At 62.4% G+C, this 18,136-nt stretch carries 12 protein-coding genes; 3 read left to right on the top strand and 9 right to left on the bottom strand.

Going from position 1 to position 18,136, the window contains the following annotated elements; all coding sequences use genetic code 11:
* From narH to C5F70_RS07190, 4 genes are read right to left on the bottom strand one after another with little or no spacing between them, the layout of a single operon-like run.
* Positions 1 to 1,539, bottom strand: coding sequence for a nitrate reductase subunit beta (gene narH, locus C5F70_RS07205; RefSeq protein ID WP_017849323.1), 1,539 nt, complete (start codon positions 1,537 to 1,539; stop codon positions 1 to 3).
* A 1-nt stretch (position 1,540) separates the two neighbouring features.
* Entirely contained in the window at positions 1,541 to 5,314 is a 3,774-nt protein-coding gene (locus C5F70_RS07200; RefSeq protein ID WP_017849324.1) for a nitrate reductase subunit alpha, read from the bottom strand.
* Positions 5,315 to 5,371: 57 nt separating this feature from the next.
* Entirely contained in the window at positions 5,372 to 6,769 is a 1,398-nt protein-coding gene (locus tag C5F70_RS07195) for a NarK family nitrate/nitrite MFS transporter (RefSeq protein WP_046489190.1), read from the bottom strand.
* A 2-nt stretch (positions 6,770 to 6,771) separates the two neighbouring features.
* Positions 6,772 to 7,989, bottom strand: coding sequence for a nitrate/nitrite transporter (locus tag C5F70_RS07190; RefSeq protein ID WP_017849326.1), 1,218 nt, complete (start codon positions 7,987 to 7,989; stop codon positions 6,772 to 6,774).
* Between the two features lie 350 nt (positions 7,990 to 8,339).
* Here C5F70_RS07190 and C5F70_RS07185 point away from each other — a divergent pair, with 350 nt between their 5' ends.
* The 3 genes from C5F70_RS07185 (at position 8,340) to C5F70_RS07175 (ending at position 12,467) form a co-directional block, all read left to right on the top strand.
* Positions 8,340 to 10,142 carry a HAMP domain-containing protein gene (locus C5F70_RS07185; RefSeq protein WP_017849327.1) on the top strand — a complete coding sequence of 601 codons (1,803 nt, stop codon included), beginning with the start codon at positions 8,340 to 8,342 and terminating at the stop codon, positions 10,140 to 10,142.
* Positions 10,139 to 10,786 (top strand): two-component system response regulator NarL, encoded by a 648-nt coding sequence (gene narL / locus C5F70_RS07180; protein ID WP_017849328.1) that lies wholly within the window; start codon positions 10,139 to 10,141, stop codon positions 10,784 to 10,786. The genes C5F70_RS07185 and narL overlap by 4 nt, the downstream gene beginning before the upstream one ends.
* Before the next feature lie 1,000 nt (positions 10,787 to 11,786).
* The gene (locus tag C5F70_RS07175; RefSeq protein ID WP_046383082.1) at positions 11,787 to 12,467 is read left to right on the top strand and encodes a Crp/Fnr family transcriptional regulator; all 681 of its coding nucleotides are present in this window, start codon (positions 11,787 to 11,789) and stop codon (positions 12,465 to 12,467) included.
* 13 nt (positions 12,468 to 12,480) lie between these two features.
* Here C5F70_RS07175 and C5F70_RS07170 read toward each other — a convergent pair whose 3' ends face one another.
* From C5F70_RS07170 to nosZ, 5 genes are all read right to left on the bottom strand, one after another.
* A complete protein-coding gene (locus C5F70_RS07170; protein WP_017849330.1) occupies positions 12,481 to 12,996 on the bottom strand; it encodes a nitrous oxide reductase accessory protein NosL in 516 nt (171 codons plus the stop codon).
* Positions 12,997 to 13,026: 30 nt separating this feature from the next.
* Positions 13,027 to 13,857: an ABC transporter permease gene (locus tag C5F70_RS07165; protein ID WP_046383080.1), complete on the bottom strand. Its 831-nt coding sequence runs from the start codon at positions 13,855 to 13,857 to the stop codon at positions 13,027 to 13,029.
* The gene (locus C5F70_RS07160) at positions 13,854 to 14,777 is read right to left on the bottom strand and encodes an ABC transporter ATP-binding protein (protein WP_104903003.1); all 924 of its coding nucleotides are present in this window, start codon (positions 14,775 to 14,777) and stop codon (positions 13,854 to 13,856) included. Before C5F70_RS07160 ends, C5F70_RS07165 begins: the two co-directional genes overlap by 4 nt.
* Positions 14,777 to 16,015 (bottom strand): nitrous oxide reductase family maturation protein NosD, encoded by a 1,239-nt coding sequence (locus tag C5F70_RS07155; RefSeq protein WP_017849333.1) that lies wholly within the window; start codon positions 16,013 to 16,015, stop codon positions 14,777 to 14,779. Before C5F70_RS07155 ends, C5F70_RS07160 begins: the two co-directional genes overlap by 1 nt.
* Before the next feature lie 208 nt (positions 16,016 to 16,223).
* Positions 16,224 to 18,125 (bottom strand): TAT-dependent nitrous-oxide reductase, encoded by a 1,902-nt coding sequence (gene nosZ, locus C5F70_RS07150; protein WP_046383078.1) that lies wholly within the window; start codon positions 18,123 to 18,125, stop codon positions 16,224 to 16,226.
* Positions 18,126 to 18,136 lie beyond the last annotated feature (11 nt).

Genomic DNA, 18,136 nt, shown 5'->3' with positions numbered 1-18,136 from the left:
TCAGTCCTCCCAGATCTGTACGGTTTTCAACACGTCGCGACGGTTGGCCTTCTTGGCGCCGAACATGTTGGTGTCGGAGCTGCCGCTGCAACCGCTGCCGAAGCTGAAACCACAGCCGGAGCGTTCGGCGAACGCGTCGCTCATGGCGTCTTCACGGTGCGCGCTCGGCACCACAAAGCGGTCTTCGTAGTTGGCGATCGCGAGGTAGCGGTACATCTCTTCCACCTGTTCCACGCTCAGGCCGACGTCTTCGAGCACTTGCAGGTCCTGCACGCCGTCGACTTGCTGGGAGCGTTTGTAGGCACGCATCGCCAACAGGCGTTTGAGCGCACGCTTGACCGGTTTTTCATCGCCAGCGGTGAGCAGGTTGGCCAGGTAACGCAGCGGAATGCGCAGGCTGTCGACATCCGGGATCACCCCGTTCATGCCCACGGTGCCGGCGGCGGCAGCGTTCTGGATCGGCGACAGTGGCGGTACGTACCAGACCATCGGCAAGGTGCGGTATTCCGGGTGCAGCGGCAGTGCGAGTTTCCAATCGACGGCCATTTTGTAGACCGGTGAGCGCTGGGCCGAGTCGATCACCGACTGCGGCACGCCATCGGCCAGGGCCTGGCGAATCACCGCCGGGTCATTCGGGTCGAGGAAAATTTCCAGCTGTTTCTCGTACAGGTCTTGTTCGTTGGCGGTGCTCGCCACTTCGCTGATGCGGTCGGCGTCGTAGAGCAGCACGCCAAGGTAGCGAATCCGGCCGACGCAGGTTTCGGCACACACGGTGGGCATGCCGGCTTCGATGCGCGGGTAGCAGAAGATGCACTTCTCGGATTTGCCGCTCTTCCAGTTGAAGTAGATCTTCTTGTACGGGCAGCCGCTGATGCACATGCGCCAGCCGCGGCACTTTTCCTGGTCGATCAGCACGATGCCGTCTTCTTCACGCTTGTAGATCGCACCGCTCGGGCACGAGGCCGCGCACGCCGGGTTGAGGCAGTGCTCGCACAGGCGCGGCAGGTACATCATGAAGGTGTTTTCGTACTCGCCATAAATGTCGGCCTGGATCTGGTCGAAGTTCTTGTCCTTGCGGCGCTTGGCGAACTCGGTGCCGAGGATTTCTTCCCAGTTCGGGCCCCACTCGATTTTCTGCATGCGCTTGCCGGACACCAGCGAGCGCGGACGCGCGGTCGGTTGGTGCTCGCCCAAAGGCGCGGTGTGCAGGTGCTGGTAGTCGAAGTCGAACGGCTCGTAGTAGTCGTCCAGGCTCGGCAGGTCAGGGTTGGCGAAAATGTTCGCCAACACGCGGAACTTGCCGCCGATGCGCGGGTTGATCGAGCCGTTGGCGTTGCGCACCCAGCCGCCCTTCCACTTGTCCTGGTTTTCCCATTCTTTCGGGTAACCGATGCCGGGCTTGGACTCGACGTTGTTGAACCAGGCGTACTCCATGCCTTCACGGCTGGTCCAGACGTTTTTGCAGGTGATGGAACAGGTGTGGCAGCCGATGCATTTGTCCAGGTTCAGGACCATGCCGATCTGTGAGCGAATCTTCATCTCAGTTCTCCTCGATATCAGTCGGCAATGGGCGCGGCAAGTCATCGCCGGTGGAACCATCGAGCCAGTCGACCTTGGCCATTTTGCGCACCACGACAAACTCGTCGCGGTTGCAACCGACTGTGCCGTAGTAGTTGAAACCGTAGGCCTGCTGGGCATAGCCGCCGATCATGTGGGTCGGTTTGAGCACCACGCGGGTCACCGAGTTGTGGTGGCCGCCGCGGGTCTTGGTGGTTTCCGAACCCGGCACGTTCACGATGCGTTCCTGAGCGTGGTACATCATCACCATGCCTTCCTTGACGCGCTGGCTGACCACCGCACGGGCGGTCAGTGCGCCGTTGACGTTGAAGCACTCGATCCAGTCGTTGTCCTCGATCCCGGCGCGCTTGGCGTCGATCTCCGAGAGCCACACAATCGGCCCGCCGCGGCTCAAGGTGAGCATCAGCAAGTTGTCGCTGTAGGTGCTGTGGATGCCCCACTTCTGGTGCGGAGTGATCCAGTTCAGCACGATCTCGGTTTCGCCATTGCTGCGCTTGCCCTTCACGCCTTCGATGGTCTTGGTGTTGACCGGTGGCCGGTAGCTCATCAACTGCTCGCCGAACGCCTGCATCCACGGGTGATCCTGGTAGAACTGCTGGCGGCCGGTGATGGTGCGCCATGGGATGTTTTCATGGACGTTGGTATAGCCGGCGTTGTAGCTCACGTGTTCGTCTTCCAGGCCGGACCAGGTCGGGCTGGAGATGATCTTGCGCGGCTGCGCCTGGATATCGCGGAAGCGAATCGCTTCATGGGCCTTGGAAATCGCCAGGTGGCTGTGGTCGATGCCGGTGAATTCCGACAGCGCGGCCCAGGCTTTCAAGGCCACCTTGCCGTTGGTTTCCGGGGCCAGGGACAGGATCACCTCGGCGGCATCAATAGCCGTGTCGATTTTTGGCCGGCCATGGCTGATCCCGGCATCGTTTTCGTGATGGTTCAGTTCGCCGAGGAACTCGACTTCTTCATCAGTGTTCCAGTTGATGCCCTTGCCGCCGTTGCCGAGCTTTTCCAGCATCGGGCCCAGCGAGGAGAACTGTTTGTAGATGTTCGGGTAGTCGCGTTCCACCACTGCGATGTTCGGCGCGTTTTTGCCGGGTACCGGGGCCACGCGTGCGCTTTTCCAGTCGGTGCCGCCAAACGGTTGGGCCAGTTCGCCGACGCTGTCGTGCATCAGCGGTACGGTGACCAGGTCTTGTTCCACACCCAGGTGACCGACCGACATGGCCGAGAACGCCTTGGCGATGCCTTTGTAGATTTCCCAGTCGGAACGCGATTCCCACGCCGGGTCGATAGCCGCCGACAACGGGTGGATGAACGGGTGCATGTCCGAGGTGTTCATGTCGTCTTTTTCGTACCAGGTGGCGGTCGGCAAGACGATGTCGGAATACACGCAGGTGGAGGACATGCGGAAGTCCAGCGTGGTCACCAGATCGAGCTTGCCGATGGCGCCGTCCTCGACCCATTCGGCCTCGGTGGGCTTGCATTCGGTGCTGTGGCCGATGTCTTCGTTCATCACGCCGTTCTTGGTGCCCAACAGGTACTTGAGCATGTACTCATGGCCCTTGCCCGACGAACCGAGCAGGTTGGAGCGCCAGATGAACATGTTGCGCGGGAAGTTCACCGGGCTGTCCGGCTGTTCGCAGGCAAAACGCAGGCTGCCGTCCTGCCAGGATTTGACCACGTAGTCTTTCGGCGTCATGCCGGCTGCGGCGGCCTCACGGCAGATGTGCAGCGGGTTGGTGTTGAGCTGCGGCGCGCTGGGCAACCAGCCGGCGCGTTCGGCGCGGATGTTGTAGTCCAGGGCGTGTTCGGGGAACTGCGACTTGTCGGCCAGAGGCGAGAGCACATCGTGCATGCTCATTTTCTCGTGGCGCCATTGCGAACTGTGGCCGTAGAAGAAGCTGGTGCCGTTCATCTGGCGCGGTGGGCGGTTCCAGTCCAGGCCGAAGGCCAGGGGCAGCCAGCCGCACTGCGGGCGCAGTTTTTCCTGGCCGACGTAGTGGGCCCAGCCGCCGCCGGTCTGGCCGACGCAACCGCAGAGCATGAGCATGTTGATCAGCCCGCGGTAGTTCATGTCCATGTGGTACCAGTGATTCATCGCCGCGCCGACGATGATCATTGAGCGACCCTTGGTCTTGTCCGCGTTGTCGGCGAACTCACGGGCGATCTGGATGGCTTTCTCGCGGCTGACGCCGGTGATCGCTTCCTGCCACGCCGGGGTGCCCGGCACGCTGGCGTCGTCGTAGTCCTTGGCCACGTTGTGGCCGCCCAGGCCACGGTCGATGGCCAGGTTGGCCGCCGACAGGTCGAACACGGTCGCCACCTTGGCCACGCTGCCGTCGGCCAGGGTCACGTTGTGGACCGGCACGCGGCGGTACTGCACCGCCTCGCCAGCGACGTGCTGGAAATGCTCCTGGACTTCGCCGGCGAAGTACGGGAACGCCACTTCGGCGACGTCGTCACCGATCAGGCTGAGTTTCAGGTCGATCGCGCGGCCTTCACCGCCCTCTTTGGCGAGGATGTTCCACTTGCCCTTCTCGCCCCAGCGATAGCCGATGGAGCCTTGCGGCGAGACCAGTTCACCGCTCTCGTCGAGGGCGATGGTTTTCCATTCCGGGTTGTTGTCCTGGCCGAGGTTGCCGGTGAGGTCGGAGGCGCGCAGGAAGCGGTCCGGCTGGAAGCCTGCGCCGGGAGCGAAACCGGTCATCGGCTTGAGCATCACCAGCACCGGCAAGTCGGTGAAGCGCTTGGCGTAGTCGGTGAAGTAGGCGCTCGGCTTGTCCAGGTGAAATTCTTTGAAGATCACATGGTTGAAAGCCTGGGCCAACGCGGCGTCGGTGCCCTGCTTAGGGTTGAGCCACAGGTCGGTGAGCTTGGCCACTTCCGAATAGTCGGGGGTGATCGCCACGGTCTTGGTGCCCTTGTAGCGCACCTCGGTGAAGAAGTGCGCGTCCGGGGTACGGGTCTGCGGAACGTTGGAACCCCAGGCGATGATGTAGTTGGAGTTGTACCAGTCGGCCGATTCCGGCACGTCGGTCTGCTCGCCCCACACCATCGGCGAGGCCGGTGGCAGGTCGCAGTACCAGTCGTAGAAGCTCAGGCACACGCCGCCGATCAGCGACAGGTAACGCGAACCCGCCGCGTAGCTGACCATCGACATGGCCGGGATCGGCGAGAAGCCGACGATGCGGTCCGGGCCGTATTGTTTGATGGTGTAGACGTTGGAGGCGGCGATGATTTCATTCACCTCCTCCCAGTTCGAGCGAATGAAACCGCCCATGCCGCGCTTGCTCTTGTAGGAGTCGGCCTTGGCCTTGTCCTCGACAATGCTCGCCCAGGCTTCCACCGGCGCCAGGGTCTGGCGCGCTTCACGCCACAGCTTGAGCAGCGGCTTGCGGATCTTCGGGTACTTGAGCCGGTTGGCGCTGTAGATGTACCAGCTGTAGCTCGCACCGCGCGGGCAGCCACGGGGTTCGTGGTTGGGCAGGTCGTTGCGGGTGCGCGGGTAGTCGGTCTGCTGGGTTTCCCAGGTGATCAGGCCGTTCTTCACGTAGATCTTCCACGAGCAGGAGCCGGTGCAGTTCACGCCGTGGGTGGAACGCACGATCTTGTCGTACTGCCAGCGCGAACGGTAGACGTTTTCCCAGTCGCGGGACTCTTTACGGGTCTCGCCGTGGCCGTCGGAAAATTCGTTTTGTTTGCGGTTGAAGAACCGCAGTTGATCCAACAAATGACTCATGGTGCTTTCCTCATCAGGCGTGCTGCGGGGTGCGTTGCCCCGCGAATTCAGGTCGGACTAGCAGGGGGTGGCGCAACCTTTGCGGGCATACCACCACCAGGTCACGACAATGCAGCTCAGGTAGAAACCGACAAACATGTAGAAGGCCATCGCCGGGCTACCGGTGGCGGCCATGGAGGTGCCGAAGGACTTGGGAATGAAGAACGCACCGAAGGCGCCCATGGCCGAACTAAACCCCAGTACGGCGGCGGATTCCTTGCCGGCATTCTTGATGGCCTGCTCGCGCTCGGCGGCGGATTTACCGGCGCTGGCTTTCTCGTGCTGGGTGCGGAAGATCACCGGGATCATGCGGAAGGTGGAGCCGTTGCCCACGCCTGTGGTGATGAACAGCAACATGAACAGGCCGAGGAAGCCGTAGAAGTTGCCGCCCTGGCCGTTCTGCGGCAGGAAGTGCAGCACGCCGAATACCATCACGATCATCAGCACGAAGTTCCACAGGGTCACTCGCGCGCCGCCCAGTTTGTCCGCCAGCCAGCCGCCCAGTGGGCGCACCAGGGCGCCGACCAGCGGGCCGAGGAAGGCGAACTTCAACGCCACCACGTCCGGAAACGAGGTTTTGATCAGCAGCGGGAACGCCGCCGAAAAGCCGATGAACGAACCGAAGGTCGCCAGGTACAACCAGCACATCAGCCAGTTGTGCTTGCGTTTGAAGATCACCGCCTGCTCGCTGAACGAAGCGCGGGCGCTGGACAGGTCATTCATGCCGAACCAGGCCGCCACGGTGACGGTGAGGATGAACGGCACCCAGATGAACCCGGCGTTCTGCAGCCACAGCTGGCTACCGTCGGGCAGGGTTTGCGCTTGCCCGCCGACCATGCCGAACACCCCGAAGGTGATCACCAGCGGCACGCAGAACTGCATCACCGACACGCCCAGGTTACCGAGGCCGGCGTTCAGGCCCAGGGCCGTGCCTTGCTGCGCCTTGGGGTAGAAGAAGCTGATGTTGGACATGCTGGAGGCGAAGTTGCCGCCGCCAAAGCCGCACAACAAGGCGATCAGCACGAACACGCTGTAAGGGGTGTTGGGGTCTTGCACCGCGAAGCCCATCCACAGCGCCGGCAGCAACAGCGACGCGGTGCTCAGGGCAGTCCAGCGACGCCCGCCGAAGATCGGCACCATGAACGAATAGAACACCCGCAAGGTCGCGCCGGACAGGCCGGGCAACGCCGCCAGCCAGAACAGCTGGTCGGTGGTGAAGCTGAAGCCGATGGCGTTGAGGCGCACGATCACCGTGCTCCACACCATCCACACGGCGAAGGCCAGCAGCAGCGCGGGAATCGAGATCCACAGGTTGCGGGTAGCGGTCTTTTTGCCGCTGGCCCCCCAGAACGCGGGGTCCTCGGGGCGCCAGTCGTGAATCACCGGGCCCGAATCGGGCTTTTGCGCGATGGACATGTTCATTCTCCTTGGAGACGTTGGGCGGTGTTGCCCAGCAGCGGTTGTTTGCGGATTTCGCTGAGGTACATCCAGGTCAGGGACACCCAGACCACGCCGTACATCAACATGAAGCAGGACGAGCGCACGCCGGTGAGGTCCACCAGGGCGCCAAACAGAATCGGCAGCACAAAGCCCCCCAGGCCACCGGCCAGACCGACGATGCCGGACACCGCGCCCATGTTCTGCGGGTAGTCATTGGCGATGTACTTGAACACCGAGGCTTTGCCGAACGCGAAGGCGATGCCCATCACGAACAGCAGCACGGTGAACAGGGTGGGGTTGAGGCCGATGTGCAAATCCAGGGGACCGTTGACGGTCTGCACCTGCAATTGAGTCTGCGGGTAGCTGAGCAGGAACAGGCAGACCCAGCTCACCCACAACACCCACCAGGTCACGCTCTGGGCGCCCCAGCGGTCGGACATCCAACCGCCGACCGCGCGCAGCACACCGCCGGGCAGGGAGAAACAGGCGGCCAGCAGCGCCGCGCTTTGCAGGCTGAAACCGTATTCCTGTACGTAGTACTTGGTCATCCACAATGCCAGGCCGACGTAGCCGCCGAAGACAATCGAGTAGTACTGGCAGTAGCGCCACACGGCCGGGTCTTTCAGGCACCGCAGTTGCTCGCGCAAGGTGGCGCCGCCGGCACTGCGGTGGGCCTTGTTCTCGCTGGTGAGGAACCAGAACAACAGCGCGGTGATGAACAGGATCGCGCCGAACACCTTGGGCACCAGGTGCCAGGTGCCGAGGGCGATCAGCGCCGGGGCGAGGAACTTGGTGACCGCGGCCCCGGCGTTACCGGCGCCGAACACGCCCATGGCGAAGCCCTGGTTGTCCTTGTCGAACCACTTGGCGACGTAGGCGATGCCCACCGAGAACGAACCGCCGGCCAGGCCGACAAACAGGCCCAGCACCAGGAACTGCCAATAAGCGGTGGCGTAGGTGATCAGGTACAGCGGCAGGACGCAGGCCAGCATCAACAGGAAGAACACGATGCGCCCGCCGAAGCGGTCAGTCAGCAAGCCCAGGGGCAGGCGCACCAGGGAACCGGTCAAGACCGGCGTGGCGGCCAGCAGGCCAAACTGGGTTTCGTTGAGTTGCAGCAGCTCTTTGATGGGCACGCCCAACACGGCGAACATCATCCACACCATAAAGCAGACGGTGAAGGCCAGCGTGCTCATGCCCAGCACCAAGCCTTGTCTTATACGGGGTTGAGTCACGGTATGCGCTCCGAAAGGTGATTTCATGAGCGCAGGTTAGGGGCGACACCCCCTTGGAACTTGACGCAGATCAACGTCGGCCAGGTGGGTATAAGGCTATGCTGATCCCATATACCTCTAAGGAGGTAGTTCCTATAACAAGAGAAAGTCTTTATTTATCAATGGATTGATCTCTTGTGCCGGCGTTTTCCCGTGGGAGGGTTTGCCGGCAACTCTTTAGAGGTAGTGCGCCAGGGATCGCCGTTTTCCAGCTCGTTTTTCCTTTTCAGGTGCCGCCATGCAGGCTTTCTCCCCCCTCCGACTACGCCGTGATGTTTAGCTGGCTACGCAGCTCCCTGCCCGCACGCGCCGGCTTGGCTGTGATCCTGATCGCTATCCTGGCCCTTGCCAGTTCCTTGAGTGCGGGGCTGATCGCCTGGTTCAGCCAGGGCGACGCCGCCGCAATCAACACCGCCGGCTCCGTGCGTATGGAGACCTACCACCTCAGCTGGCGGCTCGCCGCCGCCGCGCCGGCCGAAGAGATCGACAGCATCACCCAGAGCCTGCAAGGGCGCCTCGACAGCGACTCGCTCAAGGCGGTGCTGGAAGACGGCCCGAACAGCGCCCTGCTGCAGAGCTACCAACAGATCCAGCAACGCTGGAACGACGAGCTGCGCCCGGCCCTGACGCGCGGTGATACGGCACAGTTCCAGGCCAGCGCGCCGACATTCGTCGAGCAAATGAATCAATTCGTCAGCCTGTTGCAGCAACAGAGCGAACGCAAACAAAGCTGGCAGCAAGGCATCCAGGGCCTGGCGCTGTTCAGCACGTTGATCATCCTGTTGATCGGCCTGTATGAGTTGCAGTACGGCGTGGTCAACCCTTTGCAGGAACTGGTACAGGCCACCCGGCGCTTTCGCGACGGCGATTTCAAGACCCGGGTCAACCACCGCTCCGACGATGAGCTGGGGCAACTGGCCCTGAGCTTCAACACCATGGCCGAGACCATCGAGGCGTCCCACCGCACCCTGGAAAGCCAGGTGCGCCTCAAGACCCTCAACCTGCAACAAGCCAACGCCGCCCTCGAACTGCTGTACCAGAGCAGCAGCAGCCTGGCCACGCGCCTGGCCAATGCCGAGGGCCTGGACGAATTGATCCGGCGCTTCCAGAAACGCCTGCCGGGGTTGCGCCTGTCGTTGTGCCTGCAAGGCCACTTCCTCGCACCGGCCCAGCAGATGCTCGCCTTGCACGGCGGCGACAGCCGTAACATCTGCGCCATCGGCGATTGCGCGAGTTGCCATAAACACAAAGTGGCGCCGCCGCAAATATTCAGCATCAGCAACCAGGGCTCGGAACTGGGGGAACTCAAGGCCCACTTCGACGATGGCCACCCTCCGCAAGACTGGGAAAAGCAATTGATCCAGGCCCTGGCCAACCTGATCGGCACTTCGCTGTCGCTCAAACGCCAGCGCGAACAGGACCATCGTTTGCTGCTGCTCGACGAGCGCACCATCATCGCCCGGGAACTGCACGACTCCCTGGCGCAGGCGCTGTCGTACATGAAGCTGCAAGTCAGCCGCATGCAAACCCTGATCCGCCGTGGCGAACCCGTGGAAACCCTGGCCACCGTCACTGCCGAACTGCGCGACGGCCTGAACAACGCCTACCGTCAACTGCGCGAGCTGCTGACCACCTTCCGCCTGCAAATCCACGATGCCGGGTTGGTACAGGAGCTATCGGAAACCGCCGAAGAGTTCTCCCGGCGCGGCGAATTCCAGGTCCACCTGCACGTCGACGCCCTCGCCTTCCAATTGTCGGCCAGCGAACAGATCCACTTGCTGCAGATCACCCGCGAAGCCCTGTCCAACTGCCTGCGCCACGCCCATGCGCAAAACGCCTGGCTGCAACTGCGCCAGGAGGGCGAGACCGTGAGCCTGAGCATCGAGGACGACGGCCGTGGCTTTTGCGGCGCCGTCGACCAACGCGAACACCACGGCCTGACCATCATGGACGAACGCGCGCGCAGCCTGCACGGCCAACTCGACATCAGCCCCCGCGAGCCCCAGGGCACACGGGTGCATTTACGTTTTCAACCGGAATTTCTCGGGCAACCTCTACAAGGTAACCTCCCATGAGCACACTCCCCCGCCACCGCATTTTGCTGGTCGACGATCACCCGATGATGCGCCACGGCATGCGTCAGATACTCGAACTCGAAGACGATCTGCAGGTGGTCGGCGAAGCCGGCAATGGCCAGGAAGCCCTGGACCAGATCGAAACCCTGCAACCGGACCTGGTGCTGCTGGACAACAACATGCCGCAGATGAACGGCCTGGAAACCCTGCGCCGCCTGCGCGCCATGAACTATGCGGGCAAGGTGCTGCTGTTTACCGTGTCCGATGCCGAGGATGACATTCGCGATGCACTGCGCCTGGATGCCAACGGGTATCTGCTCAAAGACATGGAGCCGGAGTTGGTGGTGGAGTTCATCCGTGATGCGTTGCATGGAGCGCTGGTGATCAGCCCCGGGTTGACGCGGGTGCTGGCCCAGGCACTGCGCTCGCCGCAACCCCATGCGGCGGTGGACTTGACGGAGCGGGAACGGCAGGTGCTGCGCACGATTGCCAGTGGCTATAGCAATAAGGTGATCGGGCATAAGTTGGGGATTACCGAAGGGACGGTGAAGGTGCATGTGAAGAATCTGCTGCATAAGTTGGGGTTGCGGTCACGGGTGGAGGCGGCGGTTTGGGCGATGGAGCACTTGCGGCAGGCGGGTTGATGGTTTTTCTGGGGATTGGGTACATATCTGTTTCTTCGGTAGCGGCGGCTGGTGGCTCCGCTCTTACAGCGGGTCATCTTGGAAAACTCCCAAAATAACCAAAGGGCTCTTGCCCCAACACTCGGCACCTCGCTAATGCTCGGGCAAGAGCAAGAGCAAGAGCAAGAGCAAGAGCAAGAACAGATCAAAAGCAGAGCAAGGTCTATCTGATCTATGGAGATCCAAATGTGGGAGGGGGCTTGCCCCCGATAGCAGTGTGTCAGCCACTACATGCATGACTGCTCCACCGCCATCGGGGGCAAGCCCCCTCCCACATTTTGACCGAGTCCAGCTTCCAGGATCAGATTGGCTATAAGTCCGCGCCTAAGAGCAAGAGCAAATACAGAATGAGGTCTATCTGACCCATGGAGATCCAAATGTGGGAGGGGGCTTGCCCCCGATAGCAGAGTGTCAGCCACTACATGCATGACTGCTCCACCGCCATCGGGGGCAAGCCCCCTCCCACATTTTTGACCGCGTTCGGCTTGCAGGATCAGGTTGGCTATAAGGCCGCGCCTAAGGGCAAGAGCAAATACAGAATGAGGTCTATCTGACCCATAGAGATCCAAATGTGAGAGGGGGCTTGCCCCCGATAGCAGTGTGTCAGCCACTACATGCATGACCGCTCCACCGCCATCGGGGGCAAGCCCCCTCTCACATTTTTGACCGCGTTCGGCTTGCAGGATCAGATTGGCTATAAGGCCGCGCCTAAGAGCAAGAGCAAATACAGAATGAGGTCTATCTGACCCATGGAGATCCAAATGTGGGAGGGGGCTTGCCCCCGATAGCAGTCTGTCAGCCACTACATGCATGACTGCTCCACCGCCATCGGGGGCAAGCCCCCTCCCACATTAAGGCCGCCTCTTTAACCCAAGCTGACCGAACGTGGGAAGAGGTACCCCCTTCGAGGCATATCCCCAAACCCCGGGCCGCCCTACCCTGATGAACCGCGGAGGCCCTTATGCTCACCCATCCCAACATCGTTCTAACCCTGCGCAGGCATCACCTGTTCAGCCGGCTGCCTGAAAAAACCTTCCAGGATGTCTGCACCCTGGCCAGTCTCAAGCGTTTGCCCAATCACACCCCGCTCATGCACCAGGGCGATCCCGCCGATCGGTTCTTCCTGCTGGTCAGCGGCCAGATCAAGCTGCACCGGGTCACTGGCGAAGGTCAGGAGCATCTGGTGGAAGTCATCCGCCCCGGCCAGACGTTTGCCGAAGCGCTGCTGTTCACCCAGGCCAAGGCGTACCCGGTGAGTGGCACCGCGCTCAAGGACAGCGTGCTGGTGAGTATCGAAGGCCAACACTATCGCCGCGCCCTGGAAGACCAACCGGCCATTTGCCTGGCGATTCTGGCGAGCATGAGTATTCACCTGCATCAGCGCCTCCAGGACATCGACACCCTGACCCTGGCCAATGCCAGTCGCCGGGTGATCAATTTCCTGTTCCAGGAGCGCGACGACGTCAGCGGTGAGGTGGTGTTGCAGGTGCCCAAGCGCCTGGTGGCGTCGAAGCTGGGGATTCAGCCGGAGACGTTTTCGAGGATTCTGCATCGGCTGGTGGAAGGCGGGTTGATCGAGGTGCGCCAACGCACCATTCGAATCCTGAACGCAGAACAGTTGATGGGGTATCAAGCCGGTTGATACCCCCTCGCGGTCAATGCCCGCTGTGCATCATCGGCATCGGTTGCTGCAACAGCGCCAGGTCGATCTGCTCGAAACGCAACAGCCGACCACCGGTGTCCGCCGCGACTTTCTGCGCTTTGGCCTCATCGGCAAACGAAGCCAGGACCACGCCCATGGCGCCCTTGAGCCCGGTGCCGATCACGTAGTACGCAGTGCGGGCGTCGATCAGGTGCTTGTCGTCCGGGGCATTCCATTGGCTGCGGCCCATGTCGTGTACGTACAGCTTCGCGTCGTCGTGCCGGTTTTCCGGTTGCAGCCACCAGCCGAGCATTTCGGCGGTAGAGCAGAATTTCTTCACCCCGCCCCGCTCCACCACTTGGCCCTTGGGCCCGGGGAATTCGTTGATCACCATACCGCACACGTGGCACTCGTCGTTGGGATGAAACGCCACCGGCGCGTCACTGAAGCTCGACTCCGGCGCCTTGTCGCAGGCGCTCATCAACAAGCCGACCAACAAGGCCGCCACTACCCGTGTCTTGAAACCCATTTCACTCACTCCAGCAGTCATAAAAAATCCTCACGCCGCACGGCGGCGGAACAGCCCGTAGGCCAGCGCCAGCGGCACGGCCACCCACGCCAGCAGGCACGCCCACAGGGCCAGCGGCGGCACGTCCAGGTCCGAACCCAGGGCCATGACCCCGACGGACTGGGTGCCCGTACCGAAACCCGAGAGGTTGATCAACCGATACACGTCGGTGGGGTTGAGCAGCAGTAACCAAGGCAGCCCCTGCGGGTTGAACTGGCCTTTGCTGAGCACCAGCAAGGCCAGCAGCGCCAGGTCGAAGACCAGCACGAAGAAGAACCACACGCCGAGCGCCAGCCCGGCGGCGGTGGATTTTTCCGCGCACAGGCTGCTCAGGCCATAAGCCAGCCCGAGAAAGCACCAGCCAAGCAGGGCCGAGGTCAGCATGAACCGGCCAAAGGCCCAGAGCAGCATGGCGAAGTCCACGTCGTCGACCAGCAACGCAATGGCGAGCATCGCGCAGCCGAAGCCGAGGACCGTGGCCAGCGCGAGGATCAGCCCATGGCCGACGAACTTGCCGAGCAGGATCTGCCCGCGCCCCAACGGATAGGTGAGCAACAGCAACAAGGTGCCGCTCTCGTCTTCGCCGACGATCGCGTCGTAGGCCAGCAACAGCGCGATCAGCGGCATCAGGAACGTCGCCAGGCTGGCCAGGCTGGCGATGGTCGCCGGGATCGAGGTGAAGCCCAGTTGCCCGGCGGCGGCGGCGCCCAGCCAGGCGATGCCGATGGCCAGCACCGCGAACAACAGGCTGATCGCCAACAGCCAACGGTTGCGCAGGCCGTCGCAGAACTCTTTGCGGGCCATGTTCCAGATCGGGTTCATAAGGCCGCCTCCTGTGCCATGACCATCGCGCTGTCCATGTAATGCCGGTAGATGTCTTCAAGGGACGGCGGCAGGATTTCCACGTCGCTGGGGCTGTCCTCGGCCAGCAGTTGGCGCAGCAGTTGCACCTTGCTGCCGTTGTGCGCCGCCACTTGCAGCCCTTCGACGCCCCAGCGCCGGGTGACATGGCCGGCGGCGCTCCAGCGTTGTTGCAGCGATTCGACGCGCTGCAAGCCGCAGGTGCGGATCAGCGTCGGCAAGCCGGCCTCGGCGCGCAACTGCGCCAGGCTGCCCAAGGCCAGCAGGCGGCCCTGGGTCAGGATCGCCGCACGGTTGATGTGCGCCTCGACGCCCGGCAGCACGTGGGAACACAGGATGGTGCTGGTGCCGGCCGCACGCAGGCGGTCGAGCAGGCGATACAAGTCCTGGGTAGCGAACGGGTCGAGGCCCACGGTGGGTTCGTCGAGCAGCAACAGGCGCGGCTCGCCGAGCAAGGCCTGGGCCAACCCGAGGCGCTGGCGCATGCCCTTGGAATAGGTCTTGACCCGCCGCCCTGCCGCCGCAGTCAGGCCGACGTCGTCCAGCAGGCTGTCGACCTGATGCATCGGCGCGCCCTTGAGCCGGGCGAAGTGACGCAGGGTTTCGACGCCGCTCAACTGTGCATAGAACGTGACGTTTTCCGGCAGGTAACCGAGCCAGCGGCGCACGTGGGGATCACTCGGCGCACGGCCGAACACCCGCACCTCGCCGGCGCTGGCGCGCAGCAGGCCGAGCACCAGTTTCATCGCCGTGGTCTTGCCCGCGCCGTTGTGCCCGAACAACCCCAGGACTTCGCCGGGGGCCAGGCTCAGGTTCAGGTCGTGCAGCACCGTGGCACGCCCATAGCGCTGGCTGACGCCTTCGATCTCGACGACATTCATCATGCAGGTTCCTTCTGAGTGGGGGCTTGCATCAGGGGGTGGCTGTCCATCACACCCGGCGACTTCATCACCGGAAACGCACGTTGCACCCAGCGCAGCAACTCGATGCCGGGGCTGTTCATCAACAGCCGCACCTGGGGGTACAACCACAGCAGGCGGTCGACGTTGTCGTTCGGCTCATACGCCACATCGCCGAGGCCATCGCCGTTGCGGTCCCAGCCGAGGTAGTCGCTCCAGTAGTTGCCCCGGCCGTCCGCCGACCATTCCTGCAAGCGGCTGGCGACGTATTTGACCTGGCGCTGGTTGTCGATGAAGGCGTTGCCGGCGATGCGGTTGTCTTCGGAGCCGGCGGTCAGGTGAATGCCCACCGCGCTGCGCGCGAAGCGGTTGTTTTCGATGCGGTTGAACAGCGAGTTGTAGATGAACAGTGCCTTGCCTTCGCCGCCGGCGATCATGGTGTCGCCGGTGGAGCCGTCGCGCACATCGGTGACGACGTTGTCCTGCAAGGTCGAATAGGTGATGTAGTTCATCAGGATGCCGTAGTTCTGGTCCTGCTCGGAGCGATTGCCGATCACCGTCAGCTTGCGGCTTTGCATCAACGCATAGCCGGTGCGGGTGCGGCGGGTGGTGTTGCCCAGGACCTGGTTGTCGTTGGCAAACATGTAGTGGATGCCGTAGCGCAGGTCTTCCAGGGTGTTGCCTTGCAGCAGGTTGCCGTTGGAGGTGTCGATGTAGATGCCGTCGCGGGTGTCGCGCACGTGGTTATCGATGACGCGGGCACCGTGTACCGCGTACAGGTGAATGCCGTTGCCCCGGTCCTGCGAACGTACCGAGGTGTCACCCTGGATGCGGTTGCCGATCACGCTCACGTCCTGGGTACCATCGACCCAGATGCCAAAGCCCTGGCCTTGCAGGCGGTTGCCCAGCACTTGCGCGCCACGCGCCTGGGGCTGGATGAACACAGCGGCGTTCATGGCCGTGAGGTCGGCGCCCCAATCGAGGAACGTGCAGCCTTGGACGCTGACATCCGGCGCGCTGATCAGCAGGCCGTTGCCCTGCCCTTCGGCCTGGAAGATGGCGCCGGGGGCGCAGGTCAATTGCAGCGGTTGGTCGATGCGGAACGAGCCCCGGTACTCGCCGGCAGGCAAGCGCCAACGGTTGGGGCCGTCGGCTTGCAGGGGTAAGTCGGTGATGGGGCGAACGGCGGCGACCGCTCCCGCCGAAGCCACTATCAGCATCACCAGGATGACGAGTGATCGAGCCACGATGATGTCCTCTTAAAGGAAATGCGGCTAAAAGTGGGAGGGACGGTGCGACGATTCGACTTGCTCCCGATGAGGGTGTGTCAGTTGATGCATCTGTGACTGATTCACCGCCATCGGGAGCAAGTCGAATCGTCGCACCGTCCCTCCCACATTTGCCTTGTGTCGTTTCTCAAACAGCGTGTCAGGCGGGCTCGACCTTCATCCGCCCGACCATTTCCATGTGCAGGGCATGGCAGAACCAGCTGCAGTAGTACCAATGCAGCCCGGGCTTGTCGGCAATGAACGTGATCGACGAGGTCTGCTGCGGGCTGATTTCCATGCTCGCGCCGTGGTTGACCATGACAAAGCCGTGGGTCACGTCTTCGATCATGTCGATATTGGTGATGGTCACGGTGACTTCATTGCCCTGTTTGACGGTGAACTCCGAAAGCCCGTAGGCCGGGGCCATGGAGGTCATGTACACGCGCACCTTGTTGCCGTCGCGGATCACCTTGCTGTCGGTTTCCAGGTTGATCCCGTCCTTCTTGGCGATGGCCACCGTTTCGGCGAAGAATGGATCGTTGCGCTCCCAGATTTTCTTGGTCTTGATCTGGTCGCGGCGCGCCATCACACAGTCATGGGGTTCGGCGAAGGCCGGGCCGTCGTGGACCAGTTTCATTTCATCGCCGGAGATGTCGATCAACTGGTCGTTTTCCGGGTGCAGCGGGCCGGTGGGCAGGAAGCGGTCCTTGGAGAACTTGCTCAAGACCACCAGCCACTGGCCGTCGGCGTCGCGGGTTTCGGTCAGCGACGCATGGTTGTGACCGGGCTGGTACTGCACATCGAGCTTCTGCTTGATGTAGTTGACCTTCTCGCCGCCATAGGCGCGGATGGCCTCGGCGATGTTCCACTTGACCACCTGGCTGTCGATGAACAGCGTGGTGTAGGCAAAGCCGCGTCCGTCGTAAGTGGTGTGCAGCGGGCCCAGGCCCAGCTCCGGTTCACCGACCACCACACCGCGCGGGTCGCTGATCTTGCCGCTGAACAGGTCGTCGAGTTTTTCGATGGCGATGATGGTGCAGGTCGGAGACAGCTTGCCGTTGGCGATGAAGTACTTGCCATCCGGCGAGGTGTTGCAGCCGTGGGGGTTTTTCGGCACCGGAATGTAGCGGGTGAACTCGCTGTCCTTGCCGTCCTCGGATTTGCGTCCGTCCACCACCGGCACCTTGACGCCGTCCACATTGATGAACTTGCCGGCCTTGATCGCCGCTTCGATGCGCGGGATGTTGAACACCACCACCCAATCGCGCTCATTGCGCATCATGCCGGCCAGGTCGGTGGCCTTTTCCGAGTTGTAGCAGGTGGCCGCTGCGTACTTGCCGGTGTAGTCCATGTCGGCGTTGTCGAGGTTGCCGTCGACGATCACCTGGAAGGCCATCTCCATTTTTTCCGCATCGATGGCGTTGAACATGGTGAAGCTGTTGCGATCCTGCAGGTCGAAGTTTCGGCCGTCATTGGGGTGCGGGATGATGAATTCGGCGTTGCAGAACACGTACTTGGTGTAGGGCACCTTTTGCAGGCGCAGGCCGTGGATGGCCTGAACGTTCGGTACGGTGAGGATTTTGTCGCACTTCATGATGTCCAGGCGGATGCGCGCCACCCGGCTGTTGGCCTTGTCATTGATAAACAGGTACTTGCCGTCGTAGTGGCCGTCGGTGGTGGACAAGTGCGGGTGATGGCAATCGCCGTTGGAGTACTTGGCGCCCTCGCCGAGGATGCGCTTGCTCTCGTTGGTCAGGCCCCAACCGGTGGCCGAATCGACGTTGAACACCGGGATACGCATCAGCTCGCGCATCGACGGGACGCCCATCACCCGCACTTCGCCCTGGTGACCGCCACTCCAGAAGCCGTAGTAGTCGTCGAGCTGGCCGGGTTCCACATGGATTTTCGATTTGGCGTCCTTGGCCGCCGCCGCGAAGGATTCACGGGTAAACACCGCGCCGCCGAGGGCCGATGCACCCGCCAGCACGGCGCCGGTCACCGCACCGGTGCCGAGGAAACTGCGCCGGGTCAGGCCGTCATGTTTATCGTCTGTATCGTTCATGGGTTGCTCCT

Source organism: Pseudomonas sp. LH1G9, assembly GCF_002949975.1.
GTDB lineage: Bacteria > Pseudomonadota > Gammaproteobacteria > Pseudomonadales > Pseudomonadaceae > Aquipseudomonas > Aquipseudomonas veronii.
This window is presented reverse-complemented; position numbering and strand designations above follow the sequence as displayed.

What these genes read in the sequence shown, in the direction of transcription:
- C5F70_RS07160 (WP_104903003.1), bottom strand. Translation starts at nt 14,777, where the DNA reads ATGAATGTCGTCGAGATCGAAGGCGTCAGCCAGCGCTATGGGCGTGCC.
- nosZ (WP_046383078.1), bottom strand. Translation starts at nt 18,125, where the DNA reads ATGAACGATACAGACGATAAACATGACGGCCTGACCCGGCGCAGTTTC.
- narL (WP_017849328.1), top strand. Translation starts at nt 10,139, where the DNA reads ATGAGCACACTCCCCCGCCACCGCATTTTGCTGGTCGACGATCACCCG.
- C5F70_RS07165 (WP_046383080.1), bottom strand. Translation starts at nt 13,857, where the DNA reads ATGAACCCGATCTGGAACATGGCCCGCAAAGAGTTCTGCGACGGCCTG.
- C5F70_RS07155 (WP_017849333.1), bottom strand. Translation starts at nt 16,015, where the DNA reads ATGCTGATAGTGGCTTCGGCGGGAGCGGTCGCCGCCGTTCGCCCCATC.
- C5F70_RS07195 (WP_046489190.1), bottom strand. Translation starts at nt 6,769, where the DNA reads ATGTCCATCGCGCAAAAGCCCGATTCGGGCCCGGTGATTCACGACTGG.
- narH (WP_017849323.1), bottom strand. Translation starts at nt 1,539, where the DNA reads ATGAAGATTCGCTCACAGATCGGCATGGTCCTGAACCTGGACAAATGC.
- C5F70_RS07175 (WP_046383082.1), top strand. Translation starts at nt 11,787, where the DNA reads ATGCTCACCCATCCCAACATCGTTCTAACCCTGCGCAGGCATCACCTG.
- C5F70_RS07170 (WP_017849330.1), bottom strand. Translation starts at nt 12,996, where the DNA reads ATGGGTTTCAAGACACGGGTAGTGGCGGCCTTGTTGGTCGGCTTGTTG.
- C5F70_RS07185 (WP_017849327.1), top strand. Translation starts at nt 8,340, where the DNA reads ATGTTTAGCTGGCTACGCAGCTCCCTGCCCGCACGCGCCGGCTTGGCT.
- C5F70_RS07190 (WP_017849326.1), bottom strand. Translation starts at nt 7,989, where the DNA reads ATGAGCACGCTGGCCTTCACCGTCTGCTTTATGGTGTGGATGATGTTC.
- C5F70_RS07200 (WP_017849324.1), bottom strand. Translation starts at nt 5,314, where the DNA reads ATGAGTCATTTGTTGGATCAACTGCGGTTCTTCAACCGCAAACAAAAC.